Genomic DNA, 19833 nt, shown 5'->3' with positions numbered 1-19833 from the left:
CCCGACAAACGGCAGCGGCAACGCTGCCGTTTGCGTTTCAGCGTCCGGCGAGCAGCTTGCGGATGTCTTCGCTGATGTTGTCTGCAGTCTCGCCGTGCTTCACATACAGCCGCAACTTGCCTGACGGGTCGAAGACATAGGTCCCGGCCGAATGGTCGACCGTGTAGTTGCCGCCCTCGGTATCGCCACTCTTGCGATAGAACACGCGAAAATCCTTCGCCACCGCCGCCGTGGCATCGAGATCACCCACCAGCCCCAGGAAGCGCGTGTCGAACACCGGCACATACTGCGCCAGCAGCTCTGCCGTGTCGCGTTCGGGGTCGACGGTGACAAACAGCACCTGCACCTTGTCCGCCTCCGGGCCAAGCTTGCGCATCACCTCGCTCATGGTCGACAGATTGGTCGGGCACACGTCCGGACACTGCGTGTAGCCAAAGAAGATCGTCACCACCTTGCCGCTGAAATCGGCCAGCGTTCGAGGCGTGCCGTTGTGGTCGTCGAGCGCAAGTGTCTTGCCGTAATCGGCACCGGTAATGTCGGTAGCGTGAAACGAAGGCGGGGGCTCGGCGCATGCGCCGACCAGCAGCACGGTGGCTGCCACAATCAGGGAACGAAGCATCAGGAAGGGGTCAGAAGCGAAGATAGTGGTCCGCAAGCAACGCGGCGAAGAGCAATGATAGATACAGGATGGAGAAGCGGAAAGTCCTGCGTGCCAATGCGTCACTGTAATCGCGATACAGGTGCCATGCGTAATGGATGAAACGGGCGCCGAGCGCAACGGCCGAGGCCAGATAGATCAGCCCGCTCATCTGCGTGGCAAAAGGCAGCAAGGTGACGCCGAACAGGATCAGCGTGTACAGCAGCACCGACAGCCGGGTGTACTCCGACCCGTGGGTGACCGGCAGCATCGGCAGGCCGGCACGCGCATAGTCGGCCGTGCGATAGAGCGCCAGCGCCCAGAAATGCGGCGGCGTCCACGCGAAGATGATCAGAAAGAGCAGGAGCGCGTCGCCACTCACGTCGCCGGTGACAGCGGCCCAGCCAAGTACCGGCGGCATCGCACCCGAGGCCCCGCCGATCACGATGTTCTGCGGGGTTCTGGGCTTCAGAAACACGGTGTAGACCACGGCGTAGCCGACAAACGTGGCGAGAGTGAGCCACATGGTGAGCGGATTCACCGCCTGATGCAGCACGAACAGCCCGCTGCCTCCGAGCACCGCCGCAAAGCCGGCGACCTCGCGCGGTGCCAGCTCGCCACGCGGCAGTGGGCGCGCCCGCGTGCGTGCCATTCGCGCATCGATCCCCTGCTCGATCAGACAGTTCATCGCGGCCGCGGCGCCCGCAACACATGCAATCCCGATGGTTGCGGCGAACACCGTTGCGGCGGATGGCAAACCGTCCGGAACGGCGAGAAACATGCCGATCACGGCACAGAAGACGATCAGCGCATTGACGCGTGGCTTGGTCAGCACGTAGAAGGCACGAAGCCGGCCACTGCCGAGTGCATGCCCCAGGATGAGGGTTTTCATGAACGCACTCCTTTATTTGGTTTCACCGTCTCAGGCCCTGCGCTGCGAACGCGGCGAAAACGGCAGCAGACGCCCGAGCGCAGCCGGCGCCGGCCGCGCGATCCCGCGGACCTGCAGACGGAAGTTGATCCACACCATCAAACCCACCAGCACTGCCGCGCCGGCGTTATGCATCGCCGCCAGCGGCAGGGGCAGTGAAAGCGCGACGTTGGCGACACCGAGACAGATCTGCATCAGCACGGCAGCAATCAGCGCCACGCCTGCACCCGCAGTAGGCACCCGCCGCGCCAGCGCCCAGCCCAGCATCAGCAACACCCCGCCGGCAACCAGCGCCCCCAGGCGGTGCGACCAGTGAATGGCGGTCAGTGCGGACAGTGAGAGCAGCTCGCCATCGGCCGTCATCCCCAGTTCACGTACTACGTGAAAGGCGTTCGCATAGTCGGCCACGGGCCACAGGCTGCCGTGGCAGGTCGGAAAATCGGTGCATGCCAGCGCGGCATAATTGGTGCTGGTCCAGCCGCCCAGCGCAACCTGCACAGCCAGCACCAGCAAACCGGCCCGGGCAGCCCACAGAAGCCGGGGCGGCACGACCTCGCGCCGCGCGCCGGCAACCCGTGCGGCAAGCCACGTAAGCAGAGCCAGCGTCGTCAGCCCACCCAGCAGATGGCCGGTGACGATGGCGGGCTTGAGCAGCAGGGTCACCGTCCACTTCCCGAGCAGGCCCTGAAAGATCACCACCCCCACCAGCAGCGTCGCCACCCACGGTGCGGCCCCCTTGTGACTGCGGTGTCGCCACGCCAGCACCGCAATGCCGATGATCATCAGGCCGAGACTGGCCGCCAGATAGCGATGCACCATCTCCTTCCATGCCTTGGGCAGACTCACCGGCCCGTGGGGATCGGCGGCGTGTGCCCCCAGGATGTCTTCCGCCGCATGGTGAGGCGTGATCTTGCCGTAGCAGCCGGGCCAGTCCGGACACCCGAGGCCGGCATCGGCAAGACGCACGTAGGCGCCGAACACCACGACCACCGCAGTCAGCATCAGCGCCGCGAGGATGAGGCGGCGATATGCGTTCATTCGCGCCCTCCCCTGCCCAGCGCGGAGTACTTCAGCAGACGCTGCAGGTCCTTGTTCATTGCACGCGCGGCAGTTGTCGTATCCGCCTCATCGGCAAAATGCATCATCACGTTGCCCAGCGGATCGACCATCCATACCGAGCCCGGCGCAGCCGCAGGCAGCGCTGCCAGCCAGGCACTGTCGGCCCGCGCCAGTCGCAGGTCCTCGTGTGTCGCGAGCAGGGCCGAATCGGGCTCAGCTGCATCGGCGAGCAGCCAGACCCGCCCTACCCGGTCCATTTCCTTCGCCTGCGCCACCCGCGCCTGACGCGACACGTAGAGCGCGCGCCCACAGGCCTCGTCGCATGCTGCGGGGGCAACAAGGAGCAAGGTCCATCTGCCCTCGAGTTCGCTGCGCTGCAGGGGCGCCTGTCCGCCCGCGCCTTGCAGCACCGTTGCCGGCAGCGCGGCGGGTGTCAGCAGGTCGCCGTGATTGACCCGTCCCTGAGGCGGCCACACATAGAACATGAGGTAGGACGCGATCACCGGCAGGACGCACACGAAGGCCAGCAGCAGCAGGGTGCGACGTCCCTTGCGCCGGTCGGCGGCTGTCACCGGCGGGCGGGTTTCAGCCACGGGCGAGTCGAGTTGAGCGGTCGTCATCGGATCTCCGTGTAATCAGGCGCCAGGCGGACCAGGCGCTCAGGCAGCCGGCGAGGCCGGCCAGGGCGTACCACTGAAATGCATAGGCATGGTGCCGATCGATGCCAGCAGCCGGCTGCGGCCAGTCGCGCACCAGTCCGTCGGCGGCCGGCGAGCGCTGCTGCAGCACCCACGCGGCCAGCAGAGCAGGTGCGACCAGCGCTGCATGGCGGCCCGGGTCGACCTGCTGCCATACCGGCGCCGCCGCCCCGCCACTGTCGGCCGCAAGCATGAACGGCGCGCGCTCGGGCAACCTGAGCACGCCTTCGAGCTGCTGTTCGCCTGCCGGCGTCGGCACCTGGGGCAACTGCCGGCGGTCGCCCACGGCCACCCAGCCGCGGTTCACCAGGACCGCCCCCGAGCCGTCGTTCAGCAGCAAGGGCGTCAGCACGTGATAGCCGGCCTGGCCCTGGTGCGTGCGGTTGTCGATCAGCCGCGTGGCGTCCTTGAGCCACACGCCCGAAAGCTTCACCGGCTGCCATTCCTCCAGCGTCGCAGTGTCTGCGCGCAGCGGCCGCGCCGGTGCCTGCAGGAGGACATCGATGCGCGCCTGCAGCACTTCCTTCTCTGCGGCACGGCGCTGCTGCCAGTTGCCCAGTTGCACGGTGAGCACCATCAGCGCCACGCCGGCAAGCAGGGGCAGGATTCGCAGCAGCCGGCGCTTCATTGCACGCCCCCTGCACAGAAAACAGGGGACAGCCGCGACGTTTCGGGCAAAAATGCGCCATCAGCCTTCTGCATCCGGAGTGCCGACATGCGTATCGTCGTAATCGTCTTCCTCGTCCTGATCCTCGTCAGCCTTGGCAGCGCGCTGGCTTCCATGCTGCGTGAAAAGGGCAGCAGCGCCCGCACCGCGCGCGCACTGGCCACCCGGGTCGGGCTGTCGATTACCCTTTTCCTGATGCTGATGGCCGGATTCGCCACCGGCCTCATAGACGGCAAGCTCTGATCACGCATCCTCTGCCATCCTTGCCCCTGCCTCCGTCACAGCCAATACACGACGACGAAGAGGAAGAGCCACACCACGTCAACGAAGTGCCAGTACCAGGCCGCGGCCTCGAACGCGAAATGATGCTCGGCACTGAAATGCCCCGCGATCGCGCGAAACAGCATCACCGTCAGCATGATCGCGCCCACCGTCACATGCAGGCCGTGGAAGCCGGTGAGCAGGTAGAAGGTCGAACCGTAGATGCCGCTGTCGAGACGCAGATTGAGCTCGGAGTAGGCGTGGGTATATTCGTAGATCTGCAGCGACAGGAAGATCGCCCCCAGCACCACGGTCGCCAGCAGGCCGAGCTTGAGCTGCCCGCGCGCGCCCTTGAGCAGGCCATAGTGCGCCCACGTCAGCGTTGCCCCTGAAGTCAGCAGGATCAGGGTGTTGATTGCGGGGATGCCCCACGCGCCCATCGGCGTGAAGGCATCTCCTGCACGCGGCCCGCTGCTCGGCCAGGCGCCGGTAAAGCCCTCCCACAGCAGCGCCTCGTTGTCTCCGGTGGACAGAGACGGCAGGGCAAGCACCCGCACGTAGAACAGTGCGCCGAAGAAGGCGGCGAAGAACATCACCTCGGAAAAGATGAACCAGCCCATCGACCAGCGGAAGGACTTGTCCACGTTCTTGCCGTAGAGCCCGCCCTCGGATTCGCGCACCACCTGGCCGAACCAGCCGAAGAGCATGTAGATCAGGATGGCGATGCCACCAAAGAAGATCCAGGGGCCGGCGCCGACCTTGTTCAGCCACATCGCGGCACCGCTGCCGAACAGGAGCAGCGCGATCGCGCCAATGATCGGAAACTTCGACGGCTCGGGTACGAAATAGCGTTCCAGTGCTTCGGTCATTGCCGCTTCTCCATGACTAGCTCACCACCCAATTCACCACCGCCACGATGGTGAGCACGAAAATCAGGCCGCCCAGCACGCCGGCGACGATCACCGCCTTCGGGTCCAGCGACGACGCGTCGTCGTGGTAGTCCTTGCGCTTGCGAATGCCCACGAAGGACCACAGGACCGCCTTCACGGTGCCGATGAAGCCGGCACGCGGCTGCTGACCGCTCATGACTTGTCCGCAACCGAAGCTTTTGCTGCGTTGCGCCCCTGAATCTCGAAGAAGGTGTAGGACAGCGTGATCGTGGTCACGTCCGCAGGCAGCTTTGGATCGAGCACGAACACCAGCGGCATCGTGCGTTGCTCTCCCGGCGCCAGGGTCTGCTGCGTGAAGCAGAAGCAGTCGAGCTTGCGGAAATACTGCCCCGCCACCTGCGGCCCGTAGCTCGGCACCGCCTGCCCGGTAATCGGGCGGTCGCGCTTGTTGCCGACCTCGTATGCGACATGCACCATCTCGCCCGGATGCACCGTCACCGAGCGCTGCTGGGGCTGGAAGCGCCACGGCAGGTCGTGCAGATTGGCATCAAACTGGACGAGCACCGTGCGGGAACGGTCGACCTGGGTGTTCTCCACACTCACCTTGTCCGGCTGCAGCAGATTGTTGATCCCGGTTGCCTCACAGATCTGCTCGTAGAAGGGCACGAGCAGAAAGCCGAAGCCGAACATCACCACCGCAGAGACCCCGAGACGCACGAGCAGGCGACGGTTCTCACCTGCAATCCGGTTGGCACGACGCTCGCTGCTCATTGCCCGAACACCTTGTACTTGATGATGACGATGGCGAAAAAGACGAACGCCACCCCGGCCAGGATGAGCCCGGTCCGCAGGTTCGCATTACGTCGATCGTCTCGTGTCATCAGCTCATCCATACACATTGCGCAGCCACATGAATGAGAGTTTGGGGCGGAGCCTGCCCTCTCCCGACTCTCCGCTCCGCCCCCCTCTCACGACAACGCTGTTCATGCCTTGGCCAGCACCGGTGCGTCCTCGAAGGTGTGATGCGGCGCGGGCGACGGCACCGTCCATTCCAGCCCTTCCGCACCTTCCCACGACTGCGCCTCCGCCTTCTTGCCGCCACGGACGCACTTCACGACGGCGACCAGGAAGATCAGCTGCGACAGGCCGAAACCAAAGGCGCCAATCGAAGCCATCGCATTGAAATCGGCAAACTGCAAGGCGTAATCCGGGATCCGCCGCGGCATGCCTGCCAGGCCGAGGAAGTGCATCGGGAAGAAGGTGATGTTGAAGAACACGATCGAGCACCAGAAATGCAGCTTGCCGAGAAACTCGCTGGGCATGTGCCCCGTCCATTTCGGCAGCCAGTAATAGGCACCGGCGAAAAGGGCGAACAGCGAGCCTGCGACCAGCACGTAGTGGAAGTGCGCAACGACGTAGTAGGTGTCCTGCAGCTGGATGTCGATCGGGGCAATGGCGCAGATCAGGCCGGTGAAGCCGCCCATGGTGAACACGAAGATGAAGCCTGTGGCCCACAGCATCGGCGTCTCGAAACTGAGCGAACCGCGCCACATGGTCGCCACCCAGTTGAACACCTTCACCCCGGTGGGCACCGCGATCAGCATCGTCGCGTACATGAAGAACAGCTGTCCGATGGCCGGCATGCCGGTGGTGAACATGTGGTGTGCCCACACGGTGAAGGACAGGATCGCAATCGACGAGGTCGCGTACACCATCGAGGCATAGCCAAACAGCGGCTTGCGCGAGAAGGTCGGAATGATCTGGCTGACGATCCCGAAGGCCGGCAGGATCATGATGTAGACCTCGGGGTGACCGAAGAACCAGAAGATGTGCTGGTACATCACCGGGTCACCGCCACCGGCGGCATTGAAGAAGCTGGTGCCGAAGTGGCGATCGGTCAGGATCATCGTGACCGCACCGGCCAGCACCGGCATCACCGCGATCAGCAGATAGGCGGTGATCAGCCAGGTCCAGCAGAACAGCGGCATGCGCATCATGTTCATGCCGGGGGCGCGCATGTTGAGCACGGTGACGACGATGTTGATCGCGCCCATGATCGAGCTCACGCCCATGATGTGGATGGCGAAGATCGCCAGATCCATGCCCATGCCCATCTGCACCGAAAGCGGTGCGTACAGCGTCCACCCCGCAGCAGTTGCGCCGCCGGGCACGAAGAACGAACCCAGCAGCAGGATGGCCGCCGGCGGCAGGAGCCAGAAGCTCCAGTTGTTCATGCGCGCAAAGGCCATGTCGCTGGCCCCGATCATCAGCGGGATCATCCAGTTGGCGAAGCCGACGAAGGCCGGCATGATCGCGCCGAACACCATCACCAGGCCGTGCATGGTCGTGAGCTGGTTGAAGAATTCGGGCTCCACCACCTGCAGACCGGGCTGGAACAGTTCGGCCCGGATCGTCAGCGCCATCACCCCCCCGGAGAGGAACATGATGAAGCTGAAGATCATGTACATCGTGCCGATGTCTTTGTGATTGGTGGTGGTCACCCAGCGCATCAGGCCGGTGGGACCATGCGCATGACCGTGCGGGGGGTGAACGCCGGGCCGATCGTGAGTCAGTGTATTCATGCACACGCCTCCATTGTCGCGCCCACGCGCGACAGAACCTTGCCATCGGGACCGGGACGGCCCCTACAATCACACCGCAGCGAAACCCGCTTCAGCCTCAGCCTCGGCCTCAGCCTCAGCGCGCGGCGACAACGTCTGCCGGCTGCACCGCCTCGCCCGACTGGTTACCCCAGGCGTTACGGGTATAGGTGATCACCGCAGCGAGCTCGGCGTCCGACAACTGCCCGCCGAATGCGGCCATCGCGGTCCCCGCCTTGCCCTTCAACACCAGTTCGATCTGGCCGCTTGCATCGCCCGTCACCACGGGCGAGCCATCCAGCGCAGGAAATACCGGCGGCAGCCCCTTGCCATCGGCCTGGTGGCAGGCCGCACAGTTGGCCGCAAAAACCTTCTCGCCGCGCTCGACCAGCTCGGCCAGTGCCCACTCCCGGGCGTCGTCCGCAGAGGCAGTCGTGGCCTGGGCCTGCTGCGATGCGACCCATTCGGTGTATTTCTCTGCCGACACCACATGCACCTCGATCGGCATGAAGCCGTGATCCTTGCCGCAGAGTTCGGCGCAGTTGCCGCGATAGATGCCTTCCTTGTCGGCGGTGAACCACGTGTCGCGGATGAAGCCGGGAATCGCATCCTGCTTCACGCCGAAAGCCGGCATCCACCACGAATGGATCACGTCGGCGGCGGTCACGAGCACGCGGACCTTCTTGCCCACCGGCACCACGACCGGATTGTCCACCTCAAGCAGATAGGTCTCGCCTTTCTGTTCGCCACCGCTGATCTGGGCGCGCGGTGTGGATGAACCGGACAGGAAGCGGATACCCTCCCCTTCGCCCTGCAGATAGTCGTAACCCCACTTCCACTGATAGCCCGTGGCCTTGATGGTGATGTCGGGGTTGGAGGTGTCCTTCATCGCAATCACGGTCTTGGTGGCGGGCCACGCCATGCCAAGCAGGATCAGCACCGGGATCACGGTCCACGCGATCTCGACCGCCGTGTTTTCATGGAAATTGGCCGCAACCGCACCGCGGGACTTGCGATGGTGAATGACAGACCAGAACATGACGCCGAACACCGCGATGAAGATCACCAGACAGATGATCAGCATCAGGGTATGCATGCTGTAGATCTCTGAGGCGATCCGCGTCACCGGCTGCTGGAGGTTGTAACGGCTCGGCGCATCCTGTGCGAGTACGCCGGAGACGTACCCGAGAAGAAGCGAAGATCCTGCGATACGACCGGCAAAACCCATGTCGACCCCCAGCAAAGAACACGATGAGCAGGTGGATCGATGTTGCCACAGTGAAAATCAGGGTCGCAACATACTTATTTGATAAAAATCAATATGCTGCGGCGCAATATCTGATAACCATCAAGCCGCATAAAGCCCTGTGACAAGTACTCGGGGTTTTCCCGCAGGCATGTTTGCTGCATGACAACAAACTGCGTTTCAGCCCTCTGTTGCCGACAGCTTGCGCCTCAGCAGGCGCATCAGCGCACCAATCAGGGGCAAACGGGCATACAGCTCCTCAGCCGCATCCCAGTAATCGCGATGGATTTCGACGCGCCCTGCTTCGTCGAAGGACAGGTGACTGACGCCGCGAATGACGATCGCCCGGTTACGCAGATTGAGGTGAAAGTCCCAGGCAAGCATCGCCTGCTGCCCCTCGGCAATGATGCTCGTGATCACGAAGCGGGGAGACTCCACGGTCTCGAACATGTGCTCGAAGATGCGGGTGATCGCCTTCAGGCCCGCAACATCGTTGAACGGGTCCTTGAAACGGGCATTCTCGGCATAGAAGGCGTCGATCTTCCCAAGCAGCAGGGGTGTGAGGTTCTCGTAGAACCGCGCCACGTTCTCGGCAGCCGCGCGACAGTCGAAGGTGGTCATTACAAGCCCGTTGCCCGCCGGATGAGCGGAAAGTAGAGGCGCCGCGGCAGGCACTGCAGCAGCTTGAGAAAGCGGGTGAAACGCTTCGGGAAGTGGGTCTCGAACTCACCGCGGGCAAAGCCCGCCATGATCTCGTCGGCCGCCTGCTCGGCGGTGATCAGGGCGGGCATGTGGAAATCGTTCTGCGCCGTCAGGGGCGTCGCCACGAAACCGGGACAGATCAGGTGCACGCCCAGTCCGCGCGGCGCCAGATCCATGTAGAGCGTCTCGGAAAAGTTGATCAGCGCCGCCTTCGATGGCCCGTAGGTGGCGGCATTGGGCAGGCCGCCATAGCCTGCGACCGAGGCCACGATGGCAATCGCCCCCTGCCCGCGTTCGAGCATCCCGGGCACCACCGCGGCCACGCCATCCATGACCCCGAGCAGGTTGATGTTCAGCGTCGTCCGAATGCGCTCCGGTGTCAGCTCCCACGCCCGCAGCGGCTGATAGGTACCCGCATTCAGTATCACGAGATCGAGCCCGCCCCACTGGGCAAGCAGACGGTCGCGCACGCGCTCGAGTTCGCCTGGTCGGGTCACGTCCATGGCCGCGGCGACCGCGCCCTCGCACTGTGCGGCCAGCGCATCCAGGCGATCGAGCCCGCGTGCGGACAGCGCGACCCGCGCGCCACCTGCTGCCAGCTTGCGCGCCAGCGCCGCGCCGATGCCGGTCGAGGCGCCGACCAGCCAGACCCGCTGCCCGCGCCAGTCGGTGATCGGCGGATTGAGGGGTGCGAACAAGGCCATCATCGCGCCCGTTTGTAAAAGGACAGCGTGACCTCTCCGAGGTGCACGCCCCACTTGCTCATCGCCGAGCGGTTCAGCATCACCTTGTCGTCCATCAGGAACATCCAGTCGTCAAAGTCCACGTTGTAGACCTTCCCATCCACGGGTAGTGCCATCACATAGCGCCAGCGCAGTGCGTTTCCGCGCGCCTCGCCGTGCGCCTGGCCGACAACGTCATCTGCCGTGCCGATGTACGACTCGGGGCCGCTGCGGGTGATGGTCCATACGCGGCGCTGGGTGCTTCCATCCGAGTAGGTGAAGCGCTCGTCCAGAGTCCCCACGTCGCCCTCCCAGCTGGCCTCAATCACCACCTGGAAGCGCTTGACCACTTCGCCGGAGCGATCCTGGAAGACGCCGTGGGCGTCGATCGTACCGTTGAAGTAGTCGCGCAGATCCAGCACGGGCGTGGTGCCCCGGTACTTTTCGATATCCACGGACGAGCACCCCGCCAGACTCATCAGGCCGGCGAGCAACAGAACCAGTTTTCGCATCATGCTGTTTCTCCATGTTTGGGGGCAGGCTCAATGGCACTGCGCCAGTGCCACAGCAGCCCGATGGCGACAAACTTGAGCGCCACCGGCAGCAGGGCATACACCGTCGCCAGACTCGACAGCGCGTCGGCGCTGCGCACGCCCGGCGCATAGCCGAGCCAGCCGAGCAGCGGCAGCGAAAGGCCGGCCGCCAGCGCCAGATTGGCCTTGGTCACGAAGTTCCACCAACCGAACCACGACCCGGCACGTGCATCGCCGGAATCGCCCTCGCCGGCAAGCAGATCGGCGAGCATGGACGGCGGCATCGCCAGATCGGCGCCAAGTGCCATGCCGGAAAGAATGCAGATTGCCGCGTAGGCCGTGGTCTCGCCGGCGCCGAGCAGGCTCGCCCACGCAAACACCAGCACTGCCAGCACCATGCCGGCGAGCCAGGTCTGCAGTTTGCCGATACGCCGCGACAGGCTCGCCCACGCCGGCAGGCTGAGCGCGGCGCTGAGGAAATAGAGCACCAGGAAGAGCCCGGCCAGCTGAGGGGCCTGCAGCACGTCGGCAACGAAGAACAGGACCGTTGCCGACGGGATGGCCGCCGCGATTCCGTTGGCAGCGAACACCAGCAGCAGCTTCCTGAAGGGCCGGCATGACAGCGCTGCCAGCAGGCCGGCCAGTACAGGCTGGCGCATGTGCCGCCGCGGTGGCGCAAGCGGGGCAGCGAGCAGGGTCCATCCACCACAGAGCATGAGCAGCGGAATGAACAGCCACGCCATGCGTGACAGGCCCTGCGCCTCCCCTCCTTCGGCCGCAAGCAGCCCGGGCAGTGCCGCCGCCATCACCACGCCAAACAGGGCGAAAGCCTCGCGGCTGGCCACGACCCGGGTGCGCAGCGCACGCGTGGGCGCGACTTCCGCCCCCCACGCGTTGTAGGCGATGGTGGCCACCGAGTAGGCGAGCGACACCAGCGTGACCAGCACCGCCAGCCACAGCGCCCCTGCGCCTTGTGGCGGCACCAGCAGGCCGACCATGCTCGCTGCGAGCAAGGGCAGCGCCGACAGCACCAGCAGGCGACGACCCGCGAGCCGGTCGCTGAGCCAGCCGATCAGCGGGTCGGAGACCGCATCGAAGACTCTCACCCCGAGCAGCACGAAGCCGACAGTCGCCAGCGACAGGCCGAGGCTGTCCGCATAGAGTCGCGGCACATACACGTAGATGGGCAGGGCGGCGAAGGCCAGCGGCAAGCCCAGCGCACCATAGGCGAGAATGGCGGAACGACCGAATCCCGCGTCGGCGGCGCTCATTTTGCAGCGCCCGTGCTTCCCAGCAGACGCTCACGCAAGCCGGGCTCGCGCGTGCGGTGATCCAGCCAGATGGCGAAGAAGGCGCGCGCGAGGTCGGGGTCGGCAAACGCGGCGGTGGCCTGCCCTTCATGCCAGAAGCGCGCACCCGCGCCCGGCAGCCGCAGGCCGACCAGTGTTTCGCCTGCCGCCACCGAGGGCAGTGCGCGCGCAAGCATCTCGCGCCAGGTCGCCAGCCGCGCCTCGTCTGCAAATCCCATCCTGCGCATCTCGTCGATACTGGTGTCGACCAGGCGCTCGCCCTCGATGTCGCGCGCATAGCGGATGGCGAGCGCGAACATGCCGTCTTCCGACCAGCCTGCACCCGTCGGCACCCACAGCGCAGCGTCGTACACCTTGAAGCCGAACCAGCGCATCTCACCGCCCCCGAGCGGACGCATGCCCCCCGCCAGCGGCTGCACATGGGACACCACCGCTTCCGGCAGTGCGACCTGCCCTGGCAGCGCGGCATGCACGGGGGCGACTTGCAGGCACAGCGCAAGCAGGAGGACGGCGACAGGAGACATGACTGCACGCATGGCTCAGCGCGCCGCCGCGTGGGTGAAGGTGTAGTGGCGCACATCGATGTCGCCGGTGTTGAAGCCGGCCTCGCAGTACGCCAGATAGAAGCGCCACATGCGGATGAAGCCATCGGAAAAACCCAATGCCCTGACCTCGGCGACACGCGCCTCGAAGGTCTCGCGCCAGCGCGCCAGCGTGCGCCCGTAGTCCGGCCCGAAGGCAAAGTCGTCCACCACTTCGAGCCCAACGCGCCCGGCCTGCTGCTGCACCACCGCGGGGCTGGGCAGCATGCCGCCCGGGAAGATGTGGCGCTGGATGAAATCGGTGCCGCGACGGTAGCGCGCAAACAGTTCGTCGGCGATGGTGATCGACTGCACAACACAGCGTCCGCCAGGCTTGAGCAGCGCCGAGAGCTGCCTGAAATAGGTGGGCCAGAAGCGCTCGCCGACGGCCTCGATCATCTCGATCGACACGATATGGTCGTACTGTCCCTTCACGTCGCGGTAATCGCACAGCTCGAGCTGCACCCGGTCGGAGAAACCGCCGCGCTGTGCGCGCTCGCGCGCATGTGCCAGCTGCGACGGCGACAGCGTCAGCCCCAGCACCCGACAGCCGAACTCGGTTGCCGCCACCTCGGCGAAACCACCCCAGCCACAACCGATCTCGAGGATGATCTGCCCCGGGCGGACATCGAGTTGCTGCAGGATGCGGCGGTACTTGCGCCGCTGCGCCGCCTCGAGCGCCTCATCCGGATGCTCGAACACCGCGGCCGAATAGGTCATGCCCGGGTCGAGCCACAGTTTGTAGAAGTCGTTGCCAAGATCGTAATGGGCCTCGATGTTGCGCTTCGAGCCCGTACGCGTGTTTGCCCGCAGCAGATGGGTGAGGCGGTGCCCGATCAGACGCAGAACCCGCCCGTAGATCGCCTTCTTGAGCTGTTCGCGGTTCGACGACAGCAGCGTGAGCAGCCCCGTCAGATCCTCGGTGTCCCAGTCCCCATCCATGTAGCTCTCGGCAAAACCGATGTCACCGCGCGCCAGCGCCTCGCTGAACACCGCGTGGTCGCGAACCCGCAGATGGGCAACGAGCTGGCCGTGCCCTGCCCGCAGATGCTGGTTGTCCGGCAGCTCAAGCGCCAGCGCGCCGCCTTCAAGGCGGTCGAACATTTCAAGCGCCAGCCGCGTCGCGCGCGGCAAGTGGCCGAGGGATTCGAGCGCCAGGGGGCGCACGGCATTGTCGACGGCGTTCATCAGGTGGTCTCCTCGGTCGGCGGCAGCGGCTTGCGGTGAAAGCTCACCCGATTCAGCGCAAGTCGCAAGGCCTGCCAGTGGATACGGGCAACAATGCCCAGGGTCATGAAGGGGTAGCGCAGCAGCCATTTGCGCATCGCGCCACCGGTCAGCGCCTGCGCACGACCGCCAACGCGGGTGGTGAGCTGTTGCTCGCCACCGTCCCAGTAATCGATCGCGACCGCATGCACCGCGCCGCGGCTCTCGAAGCGGAAGCGGTATTCGCCCCGCACCGGAAAGAAGGGGGAAACATGGAAAACCTTGCTGGCGCGCAACTCATCGCCATGCTCGATCGGGCGACAATCCGGGTGGTGGACAAGGTAGTTGTGGTGCTCGCCAAAGGTATTGCTGACCTCGGCCAGCACCACGCGCAGCTTTCCGGCTGCGTCATGGCAACACCAGAAGCTGACCGGATTGAACACGTAGCCGAGGACGCGCGGCATGGTCTGCAGCACCACCTCGCCGTCGCACACCTCGGCCAGGCCGTGATGCCGAAGGATCTCGCGTATCCAGGGCAGGAGAGGCGAGCCATCGCGGCGACCATGGTCTCGCGACAGGAAGGCGAACGCGCTGAAGCGGTCGATACCGAGCAGCGGCACGCTGAGCCGGTCGACACTGCCGAGCGGCAAACGCAAGAAGGCCGTCGGATAGACAAAGCGGTTGCGGGCGCCGACGTGACGCTCGTGCATCACCGCACCGAAGCACACGGTGGCGTCGAGCGGACCGGCCACGCCCGGTGCGGCGGCCGCGTTCATGCCCCCGCTCCGCTGTGGGCCAGCGCAGTGTCCGCATGCCAAGGAATCTCGGCGCCCAGCCCTTCGGCAACGGCGACCGCCGACTTCAGCCCGTCTTCGTGAAAGCCGTAGCCCGTCCACGCGCCGGCGAACCAGCTGCGGTTCCGCCCCTGAATGCTGGGCAGCGCTGCCTGTGCGTCGATCGCAGCCTGGTCGAATACCGGGTGCGCGTAGTGGATGGTGCGCAGAATCCTGTCCGCGCGCGGCGGCCGGAACGGGTTGAGTGACACCACCACCGGCGTATCGAAAGGCAGCGGCTGCAAGCGGTTGATCAGATAGCTCACCGACACTGGCCGCGCGTCGACCGCGCCTGCACCGGCAAGATAGTTCCACGCCGACCACACCTTGCGCCGGCGCGGCAGCAGGGCCTCGTCGGTATGAACCACGGCGGTGTTGGCCTGATAGCTGACGCCACCGAGAATGCGGCGCTCTTCGACGCTGGCGCGGTCGCCGAGCAGGGCGAGCGTCTGGTCGCTGTGGCAGGCAAATACCACCTCATCGAAACGTTCGGCGCCGGCACGGGAATGCACCCACACACCATCCTCGTCGCGATCGACACGCAACACCGGCGAGGCGGCACGCACGTCCTTGAGCGAGGCGACGATCTTCTCGACGTAGCTGCGTCCGCCGCCGCGCACCGTCATCCACTGCGGACGATCGAGCACCTGCAGCAGCCCGTGGTTGTGGCAGAAGCGCACAAAGGTGGCGAGCGGGTAGGCAAGCATGGTGCGGGTCGGGCATGACCAGATCGCGGCCGCCATCGGCAACAGATACCAGTCGCGGAAAGCGGTGCCGTAACGTTCGCGCTGCAGGAACTCACCCAGGCTGAGTGCCGGCATCGAACCCTCTGCAGCCATCCGGGTCGTGTCGCGGTTGAATCGCATGATGTCGCGCAACATGCCGAGAAAGGAGGGACGCAGCAGGTTGCGGCGCTGGGCGAACACGGTACCGAGGTCGGAGCCGGCCCACTCGATGGCAGGCGATTCAAGGCTGACCCCGAAGCTCATCTCGCTCTCGACCGACTCGACCCCCAGATGCTCGAACAAGGCGCAGAGGTTCGGATACGTGCGACGGTTGAACACCAGAAAGCCGGTATCCACGGGATGCGTCACCCCCTCCACCGTCACATCAATGGTGTTGGTATGGCCGCCGACATAGCTCGCGGCCTCGAACAGGGTGACCTGATTGCGTGGCGACAGCAGCCAAGCGGCACCCAGTCCGGCCACACCACCGCCCACCACCGCGATGCGACGGCTGCCGCCGGTGATCACCCGTTCGATTTCACCCATGCGCATGGGCTGGGCCCTCCGGATTCTCGCCTTCGATCAAGGCATAGGCAGAGTGGTTGTGAATGGACTCGAAATTCTCGGACTCGACCGTCCACGCCGCGATGCGCTTGTCTGCGCGCAGTCGCAGGGCGATGTCGCGAACCAGGTCCTCGACGAACTTCGGGTTGTCGTAGGCGCGCTCGGTCACCCACTTTTCGTCCGGACGCTTGAGCAGGCCGAACACTTCGCAGGACGCCTCCTCTTCAGCCATGCGTACCAGCTCGATCACATCCACATCGGCACGCAGGCGCGCCGAAATGCTGATGTGCGAACGCTGGTTGTGGGCACCGTATTCGGAGATCTTCTTCGAGCACGGGCACAGGCTCGTGACCGGCACCACCACGGTGAGCATGGTCTGCAACTCTCCACCGGGCGACTGCGCCACAACAACCCGGACATCGAGGTCGAGCAGACTGCCGACACCCGAAACCGGCGCGGTCTTGTGCATGAACCAGGGGAAGGCCGCCTCGATCCGCCCCGAATCTGCTTCAAGACGCACCAGCATCTCGGCGAACAGATCGCGCAGACCTGCCAGATCGAGCGCCTCGCGCTCGGCCTCCAGCAGTTCGACGAAACGCGACATGTGCGTTCCCTTGACCTCGGGAGGCAGGCCGACCGTCATCTCGATCGTGGCTACGGTGTGCTGCACACGGCCGTCGTCGCCCGCAAGGACGAGCGGATAGCGCAGGCCGCGAACACCGACATGCTGGATGGCAAGCGCACGCTCATCGCGGCTGGCCTGGACGTCAGGCAGAAAGAACTTGTCGGGTGCGTTCATGCTCGCTCCTGAAGATATGAAGACAATGAAGAATCAGGGCCGCGCGCCGAGCAAACGCTCGATCGCGCCGACCAGAATCGGGCTCTCGGGGCTGACCTGGGTGGGAAAGCTCGTCACCCTCGCTCCGCTGCGGTCGACGAGATACTTGTGAAAATTCCACCGCGGAAGCTCGCCGGAAAGATCGGCCAGCTTCAGATAGAAAGGGTTGGCCTGCGGTCCGGACACCGTGCTGCGGGCAAACATCGGAAACTGAACGCCGTAAGTCGTGCGGCAGAAATCTGCAATCTCGGCGTTCTCGCCCGGCTCCTGATTGAAGTCGTTGGACGGGAAGCCGATCACAACCAGCCCGCGCACCCCGTACTTGCGGTACAGACGTTCGAGCCCGTCGTACTGGTTGGTATAGCCGCAATAGCTCGCGGTATTGACGACCAGCAATACCTTGCCTGCGTACTGGCACAGCGACTGGCTGGCCTCGTCCTGCAGGCGCGGGAAGGCATGGTCGAGCAGTGCCGGGCAGGCCGGCGGTGCAGCCACCGCCGGCATCATGGCCGTCAGCAGAACACCCGCGACGATCAGCTTCAGGCCGCCAGTCACTGTCCGACGCTCCGGATCGGGGCCTGCATGCCTGCATCGCCACGATGAATGAAAATCATCAGATCGAGGTCATGACCAGCCTGTTTGTCCATGACAGCGTGACTGGACAAGACTTCCGGTTCCACCGCGGGCGAGTGCCCCGAATTGCCCGCAAATGCCGCAAATGAAACGCAGACCGCAGCCGTAATCAGCGCAGGAGCCACGCGTTTTCCTGTCGTGAGGTGCGTTTTGTTGTTCATGGTCATTGTCCTAGACAAATGAGTTCGATGACCCTAAGATAGATTCAACAAAACCACTTGTCAACGGTTTGTCCACGACAAAATGAAAACCACACCGAACACCGAAACCGAGCTGAGCATCGCAGCGGTCGAACGCGATACAGGACTTTCCAAGGACACCCTGAGGGTGTGGGAGCGCAGATACGGCTTCCCCACGCCAAAGCGGGACAGCAATGGCGAGCGCCTTTACCCCCAGCATCAGGTAGACAAGCTGCGGCTGATCAGGCGCCTGCTCGACACCGGGCACAGACCGTCCCGAATCATCTCCGCCACGCCGGAGGAACTCGGCGCGCTGCTCGATGCGCAGCGTAACAAGGCGAGTTCGCCCGAACAGCAGGTGCGCGAGCAGGCACTGCTGCAGTACGTGCGCCTGCACCGCAGCAGCGAACTGGTATCGGGCCTGCATCAGGCGCTGATGAAACAGGGCCTGCAGCGTTTCGTCCTCGAAACCATCGCGCCGCTCAACGAAGCCGTGGGAGAAGGCTGGATGCGGGGCGAGATCGACGTGCCGGAGGAGCATCTGTATACCGAGCAGGTGCAGAATGTGCTTCGCAGCGCCATTGGCGCCAATGCCGTGTCCGGGGGGCACCCGCACGTGCTGCTGACCACCTTCCCGGACGAGCATCACATCCTCGGCCTGCTGATGGCGGAGGCCACGCTGGTTCCGGAAGGCGCATCCTGCGTCTCGCTCGGCACCCGCACGCCGCTGGCGGACATTCGGGGCGCTGCGGTCGGCGGCAATTTCGATATCGTCGGCCTGTCCTTCAGCATTGCCTACCCGGCCCGTCAGGCCATCGAAGGCCTGATCGAACTGCGCGCCGCGCTCCCCGAGCACATCACGATCTGGGCAGGTGGCGCAGCGGTCAAGGGCAAGCAGCGCCGCCTGCCAGGCATCCGGGTGATCAACGGCCTGACCGACACCGTGGCCGCCCTGCACGAATGGCGCGCCGCCCACCCGGGCTGAAGCCACGTCCGTTGCCCGCCCCGGGCGCGGCTTTCGCCCTCACCGCGAGCGCATTTGCGCTCACCGGGCACGACACGGCCCCTCCCGCCGCAAGTGCGCCCCGTGCGACGCAACGCAGAACGCTTCGGACTGAAACGCGGCCCGTTATAGACTGTGCATCGGAGAAGCATTCGTTGCACATAACAAGGGGAGACGACCCACATGCTTTACCCAGAACTCTTCCGCACCCTCGAGTCGGCACGCTGGAACATGGCGGAGGACATCCCCTGGTCCGACTTCGACCCCGCGCTGCTGACGGACGAACAGGCGGTGACGATCAAGATGAATGCGATCACCGAATGGTCGGCGCTTCCCGCCACCGAGATGTTCCTGCGCGACAACAGCACCGACTCCGACTTCGCCGCCTTCATGTCGATCTGGTTCTATGAAGAGCAGAAGCATTCGCTGGTGCTGATGGAATACCTGCGCCGCTTCCGCCCCGAGCTGCAGCCGACCGAAGCCGAGCTCGACGCCGTGCGCTTCGAGTTCGATCCTGCCCCGCCGCTCGAAACCCTGATGCTGCACTTCTGCGGCGAGGTCCGCCTCACCCAGTGGTACCGGCGGGCGGCCGAATGGCATACGGAGCCCGTGATCAAGAACATCTACGATCACATCTCGCGCGATGAGGCACGCCACGGCGGGGCCTATCTGAAGTACATGAAACGCGCCATCGAGCGCAGCGGCGACGAGGCCCGACGCGCCTTTGCCAAGCTCGGTGTGCTGATGGCCAACTCCTCGCGCAGCGCCCGCCCGCTGCACCCCACCAATCTGCACGTGGCGCAGCAGTTCTTCCCGCGCGACACCGTGCAGTCGCGCGTACCCGACCCCGACTGGCTGGAGCACTGGCTCGACACCCAGATCGACTTCGACCGTGACTGCGAGGCGCGGGTGGTCGGCGGCATCCTGCGCAACCTGTCGAGTCTGTTCGGGCAGAAGTTCGACACCGTCAGCGAGCTCAACCGCTACCGCAAGTCGCTCGCCTGAGCGCCTGTCG

The 19833-nt window shown here is 64.9% G+C and carries 25 protein-coding genes; 3 read left to right on the top strand and 22 right to left on the bottom strand.

Annotated features, from left to right (window positions below):
* Positions 1-37: 37 nt before the first annotated feature.
* Genes AC22G6_RS11800 through AC22G6_RS11780 form a run of 5 tightly spaced genes read right to left on the bottom strand, consistent with a single transcriptional unit; the run spans position 38 to position 3953 of the window.
* On the bottom strand, positions 38-619 hold the full coding sequence (locus AC22G6_RS11800) for an SCO family protein (protein WP_487366928.1): 582 nt from the start codon (positions 617-619) through the stop codon (positions 38-40).
* A gap of 10 nt (positions 620-629) precedes the next feature.
* On the bottom strand, positions 630-1529 hold the full coding sequence (gene cyoE, locus AC22G6_RS11795; protein WP_487366927.1) for a heme o synthase: 900 nt from the start codon (positions 1527-1529) through the stop codon (positions 630-632).
* A 30-nt stretch (positions 1530-1559) separates the two neighbouring features.
* On the bottom strand, positions 1560-2606 hold the full coding sequence (locus AC22G6_RS11790; protein WP_487366926.1) for a COX15/CtaA family protein: 1047 nt from the start codon (positions 2604-2606) through the stop codon (positions 1560-1562).
* Entirely contained in the window at positions 2603-3247 is a 645-nt protein-coding gene (locus tag AC22G6_RS11785) for a hypothetical protein (RefSeq protein ID WP_487366925.1), read from the bottom strand. Before AC22G6_RS11785 ends, AC22G6_RS11790 begins: the two co-directional genes overlap by 4 nt.
* Positions 3213-3953 carry an SURF1 family protein gene (locus AC22G6_RS11780; RefSeq protein ID WP_487366924.1) on the bottom strand — a complete coding sequence of 247 codons (741 nt, stop codon included), beginning with the start codon at positions 3951-3953 and terminating at the stop codon, positions 3213-3215. The genes AC22G6_RS11785 and AC22G6_RS11780 overlap by 35 nt, the downstream gene beginning before the upstream one ends.
* A gap of 87 nt (positions 3954-4040) precedes the next feature.
* Here AC22G6_RS11780 and AC22G6_RS11775 point away from each other — a divergent pair, with 87 nt between their 5' ends.
* Positions 4041-4235, top strand: a complete 195-nt coding sequence (locus tag AC22G6_RS11775; RefSeq protein WP_487366923.1) for a twin transmembrane helix small protein — start codon at positions 4041-4043, stop codon at positions 4233-4235.
* Positions 4236-4270: 35 nt separating this feature from the next.
* Here the strand turns inward: AC22G6_RS11775 and AC22G6_RS11770 are convergent, their stop codons facing one another.
* The 17 genes from AC22G6_RS11770 to AC22G6_RS11690 all read right to left on the bottom strand — a co-directional run bounded on the left by AC22G6_RS11770 (position 4271) and on the right by AC22G6_RS11690 (position 17797).
* Positions 4271-5122 (bottom strand): cytochrome c oxidase subunit 3, encoded by an 852-nt coding sequence (locus AC22G6_RS11770; RefSeq protein WP_487366922.1) that lies wholly within the window; start codon positions 5120-5122, stop codon positions 4271-4273.
* 16 nt (positions 5123-5138) lie between these two features.
* Positions 5139-5339, bottom strand: a complete 201-nt coding sequence (locus AC22G6_RS11765) for a DUF2970 domain-containing protein (RefSeq protein WP_108949715.1) — start codon at positions 5337-5339, stop codon at positions 5139-5141.
* Positions 5336-5914, bottom strand: a complete 579-nt coding sequence (locus tag AC22G6_RS11760) for a cytochrome c oxidase assembly protein (RefSeq protein WP_108949716.1) — start codon at positions 5912-5914, stop codon at positions 5336-5338. The genes AC22G6_RS11765 and AC22G6_RS11760 overlap by 4 nt, the downstream gene beginning before the upstream one ends.
* Complete coding sequence (locus AC22G6_RS11755; RefSeq protein WP_234418811.1) at positions 5911-6024, bottom strand: cytochrome oxidase small assembly protein; 114 nt, start codon at positions 6022-6024, stop codon at positions 5911-5913. The genes AC22G6_RS11760 and AC22G6_RS11755 overlap by 4 nt, the downstream gene beginning before the upstream one ends.
* Positions 6025-6126: 102 nt before the next feature.
* Positions 6127-7725: a cytochrome c oxidase subunit I gene (ctaD, locus tag AC22G6_RS11750; protein WP_108949717.1), complete on the bottom strand. Its 1599-nt coding sequence runs from the start codon at positions 7723-7725 to the stop codon at positions 6127-6129.
* Between the two features lie 115 nt (positions 7726-7840).
* On the bottom strand, positions 7841-8971 hold the full coding sequence (coxB, locus tag AC22G6_RS11745) for a cytochrome c oxidase subunit II (RefSeq protein WP_487366921.1): 1131 nt from the start codon (positions 8969-8971) through the stop codon (positions 7841-7843).
* Between the two features lie 198 nt (positions 8972-9169).
* A complete protein-coding gene (locus AC22G6_RS11740) occupies positions 9170-9610 on the bottom strand; it encodes a nuclear transport factor 2 family protein (protein ID WP_487366920.1) in 441 nt (146 codons plus the stop codon).
* Positions 9610-10389, bottom strand: coding sequence for an SDR family NAD(P)-dependent oxidoreductase (locus AC22G6_RS11735; RefSeq protein WP_487366919.1), 780 nt, complete (start codon positions 10387-10389; stop codon positions 9610-9612). The genes AC22G6_RS11740 and AC22G6_RS11735 overlap by 1 nt, the downstream gene beginning before the upstream one ends.
* A 5-nt stretch (positions 10390-10394) precedes the next feature.
* Positions 10395-10925 (bottom strand): DUF3833 domain-containing protein, encoded by a 531-nt coding sequence (locus AC22G6_RS11730; protein WP_487367013.1) that lies wholly within the window; start codon positions 10923-10925, stop codon positions 10395-10397.
* Positions 10925-12217, bottom strand: coding sequence for an MFS transporter (locus AC22G6_RS11725; RefSeq protein ID WP_487366918.1), 1293 nt, complete (start codon positions 12215-12217; stop codon positions 10925-10927). Before AC22G6_RS11725 ends, AC22G6_RS11730 begins: the two co-directional genes overlap by 1 nt.
* On the bottom strand, positions 12214-12780 hold the full coding sequence (locus AC22G6_RS11720) for a chalcone isomerase family protein (protein ID WP_487366917.1): 567 nt from the start codon (positions 12778-12780) through the stop codon (positions 12214-12216). Before AC22G6_RS11720 ends, AC22G6_RS11725 begins: the two co-directional genes overlap by 4 nt.
* Before the next feature lie 15 nt (positions 12781-12795).
* Positions 12796-14025: a class I SAM-dependent methyltransferase gene (locus tag AC22G6_RS11715; RefSeq protein ID WP_487366916.1), complete on the bottom strand. Its 1230-nt coding sequence runs from the start codon at positions 14023-14025 to the stop codon at positions 12796-12798.
* Positions 14025-14819 carry a DUF1365 domain-containing protein gene (locus AC22G6_RS11710; protein ID WP_487366915.1) on the bottom strand — a complete coding sequence of 265 codons (795 nt, stop codon included), beginning with the start codon at positions 14817-14819 and terminating at the stop codon, positions 14025-14027. Before AC22G6_RS11710 ends, AC22G6_RS11715 begins: the two co-directional genes overlap by 1 nt.
* Entirely contained in the window at positions 14816-16153 is a 1338-nt protein-coding gene (locus AC22G6_RS11705) for an NAD(P)/FAD-dependent oxidoreductase (protein ID WP_487366914.1), read from the bottom strand. The genes AC22G6_RS11710 and AC22G6_RS11705 overlap by 4 nt, the downstream gene beginning before the upstream one ends.
* Entirely contained in the window at positions 16140-16964 is an 825-nt protein-coding gene (folE2, locus tag AC22G6_RS11700; protein ID WP_487366913.1) for a GTP cyclohydrolase FolE2, read from the bottom strand. The genes AC22G6_RS11705 and folE2 overlap by 14 nt, the downstream gene beginning before the upstream one ends.
* A gap of 33 nt (positions 16965-16997) precedes the next feature.
* On the bottom strand, positions 16998-17558 hold the full coding sequence (locus AC22G6_RS11695) for a glutathione peroxidase (RefSeq protein WP_487366912.1): 561 nt from the start codon (positions 17556-17558) through the stop codon (positions 16998-17000).
* A complete protein-coding gene (locus AC22G6_RS11690) occupies positions 17555-17797 on the bottom strand; it encodes a hypothetical protein (protein ID WP_487366911.1) in 243 nt (80 codons plus the stop codon). The genes AC22G6_RS11695 and AC22G6_RS11690 overlap by 4 nt, the downstream gene beginning before the upstream one ends.
* An 82-nt stretch (positions 17798-17879) precedes the next feature.
* Here AC22G6_RS11690 and AC22G6_RS11685 point away from each other — a divergent pair, with 82 nt between their 5' ends.
* Both AC22G6_RS11685 and AC22G6_RS11680 read left to right on the top strand, forming a co-directional pair.
* Positions 17880-18800, top strand: a complete 921-nt coding sequence (locus AC22G6_RS11685) for a MerR family transcriptional regulator (RefSeq protein WP_487366910.1) — start codon at positions 17880-17882, stop codon at positions 18798-18800.
* Positions 18801-19001: 201 nt separating this feature from the next.
* Complete coding sequence (locus AC22G6_RS11680; protein WP_108949729.1) at positions 19002-19823, top strand: ferritin family protein; 822 nt, start codon at positions 19002-19004, stop codon at positions 19821-19823.
* The last annotated feature ends 10 nt before the right edge of the window (positions 19824-19833 follow it).

This window comes from Parazoarcus sp. PS-13 R2A, assembly GCF_057621855.1.
Note: the sequence above shows the minus strand (reverse complement) of the source record. Positions and strands in the feature narration are given on the sequence as shown.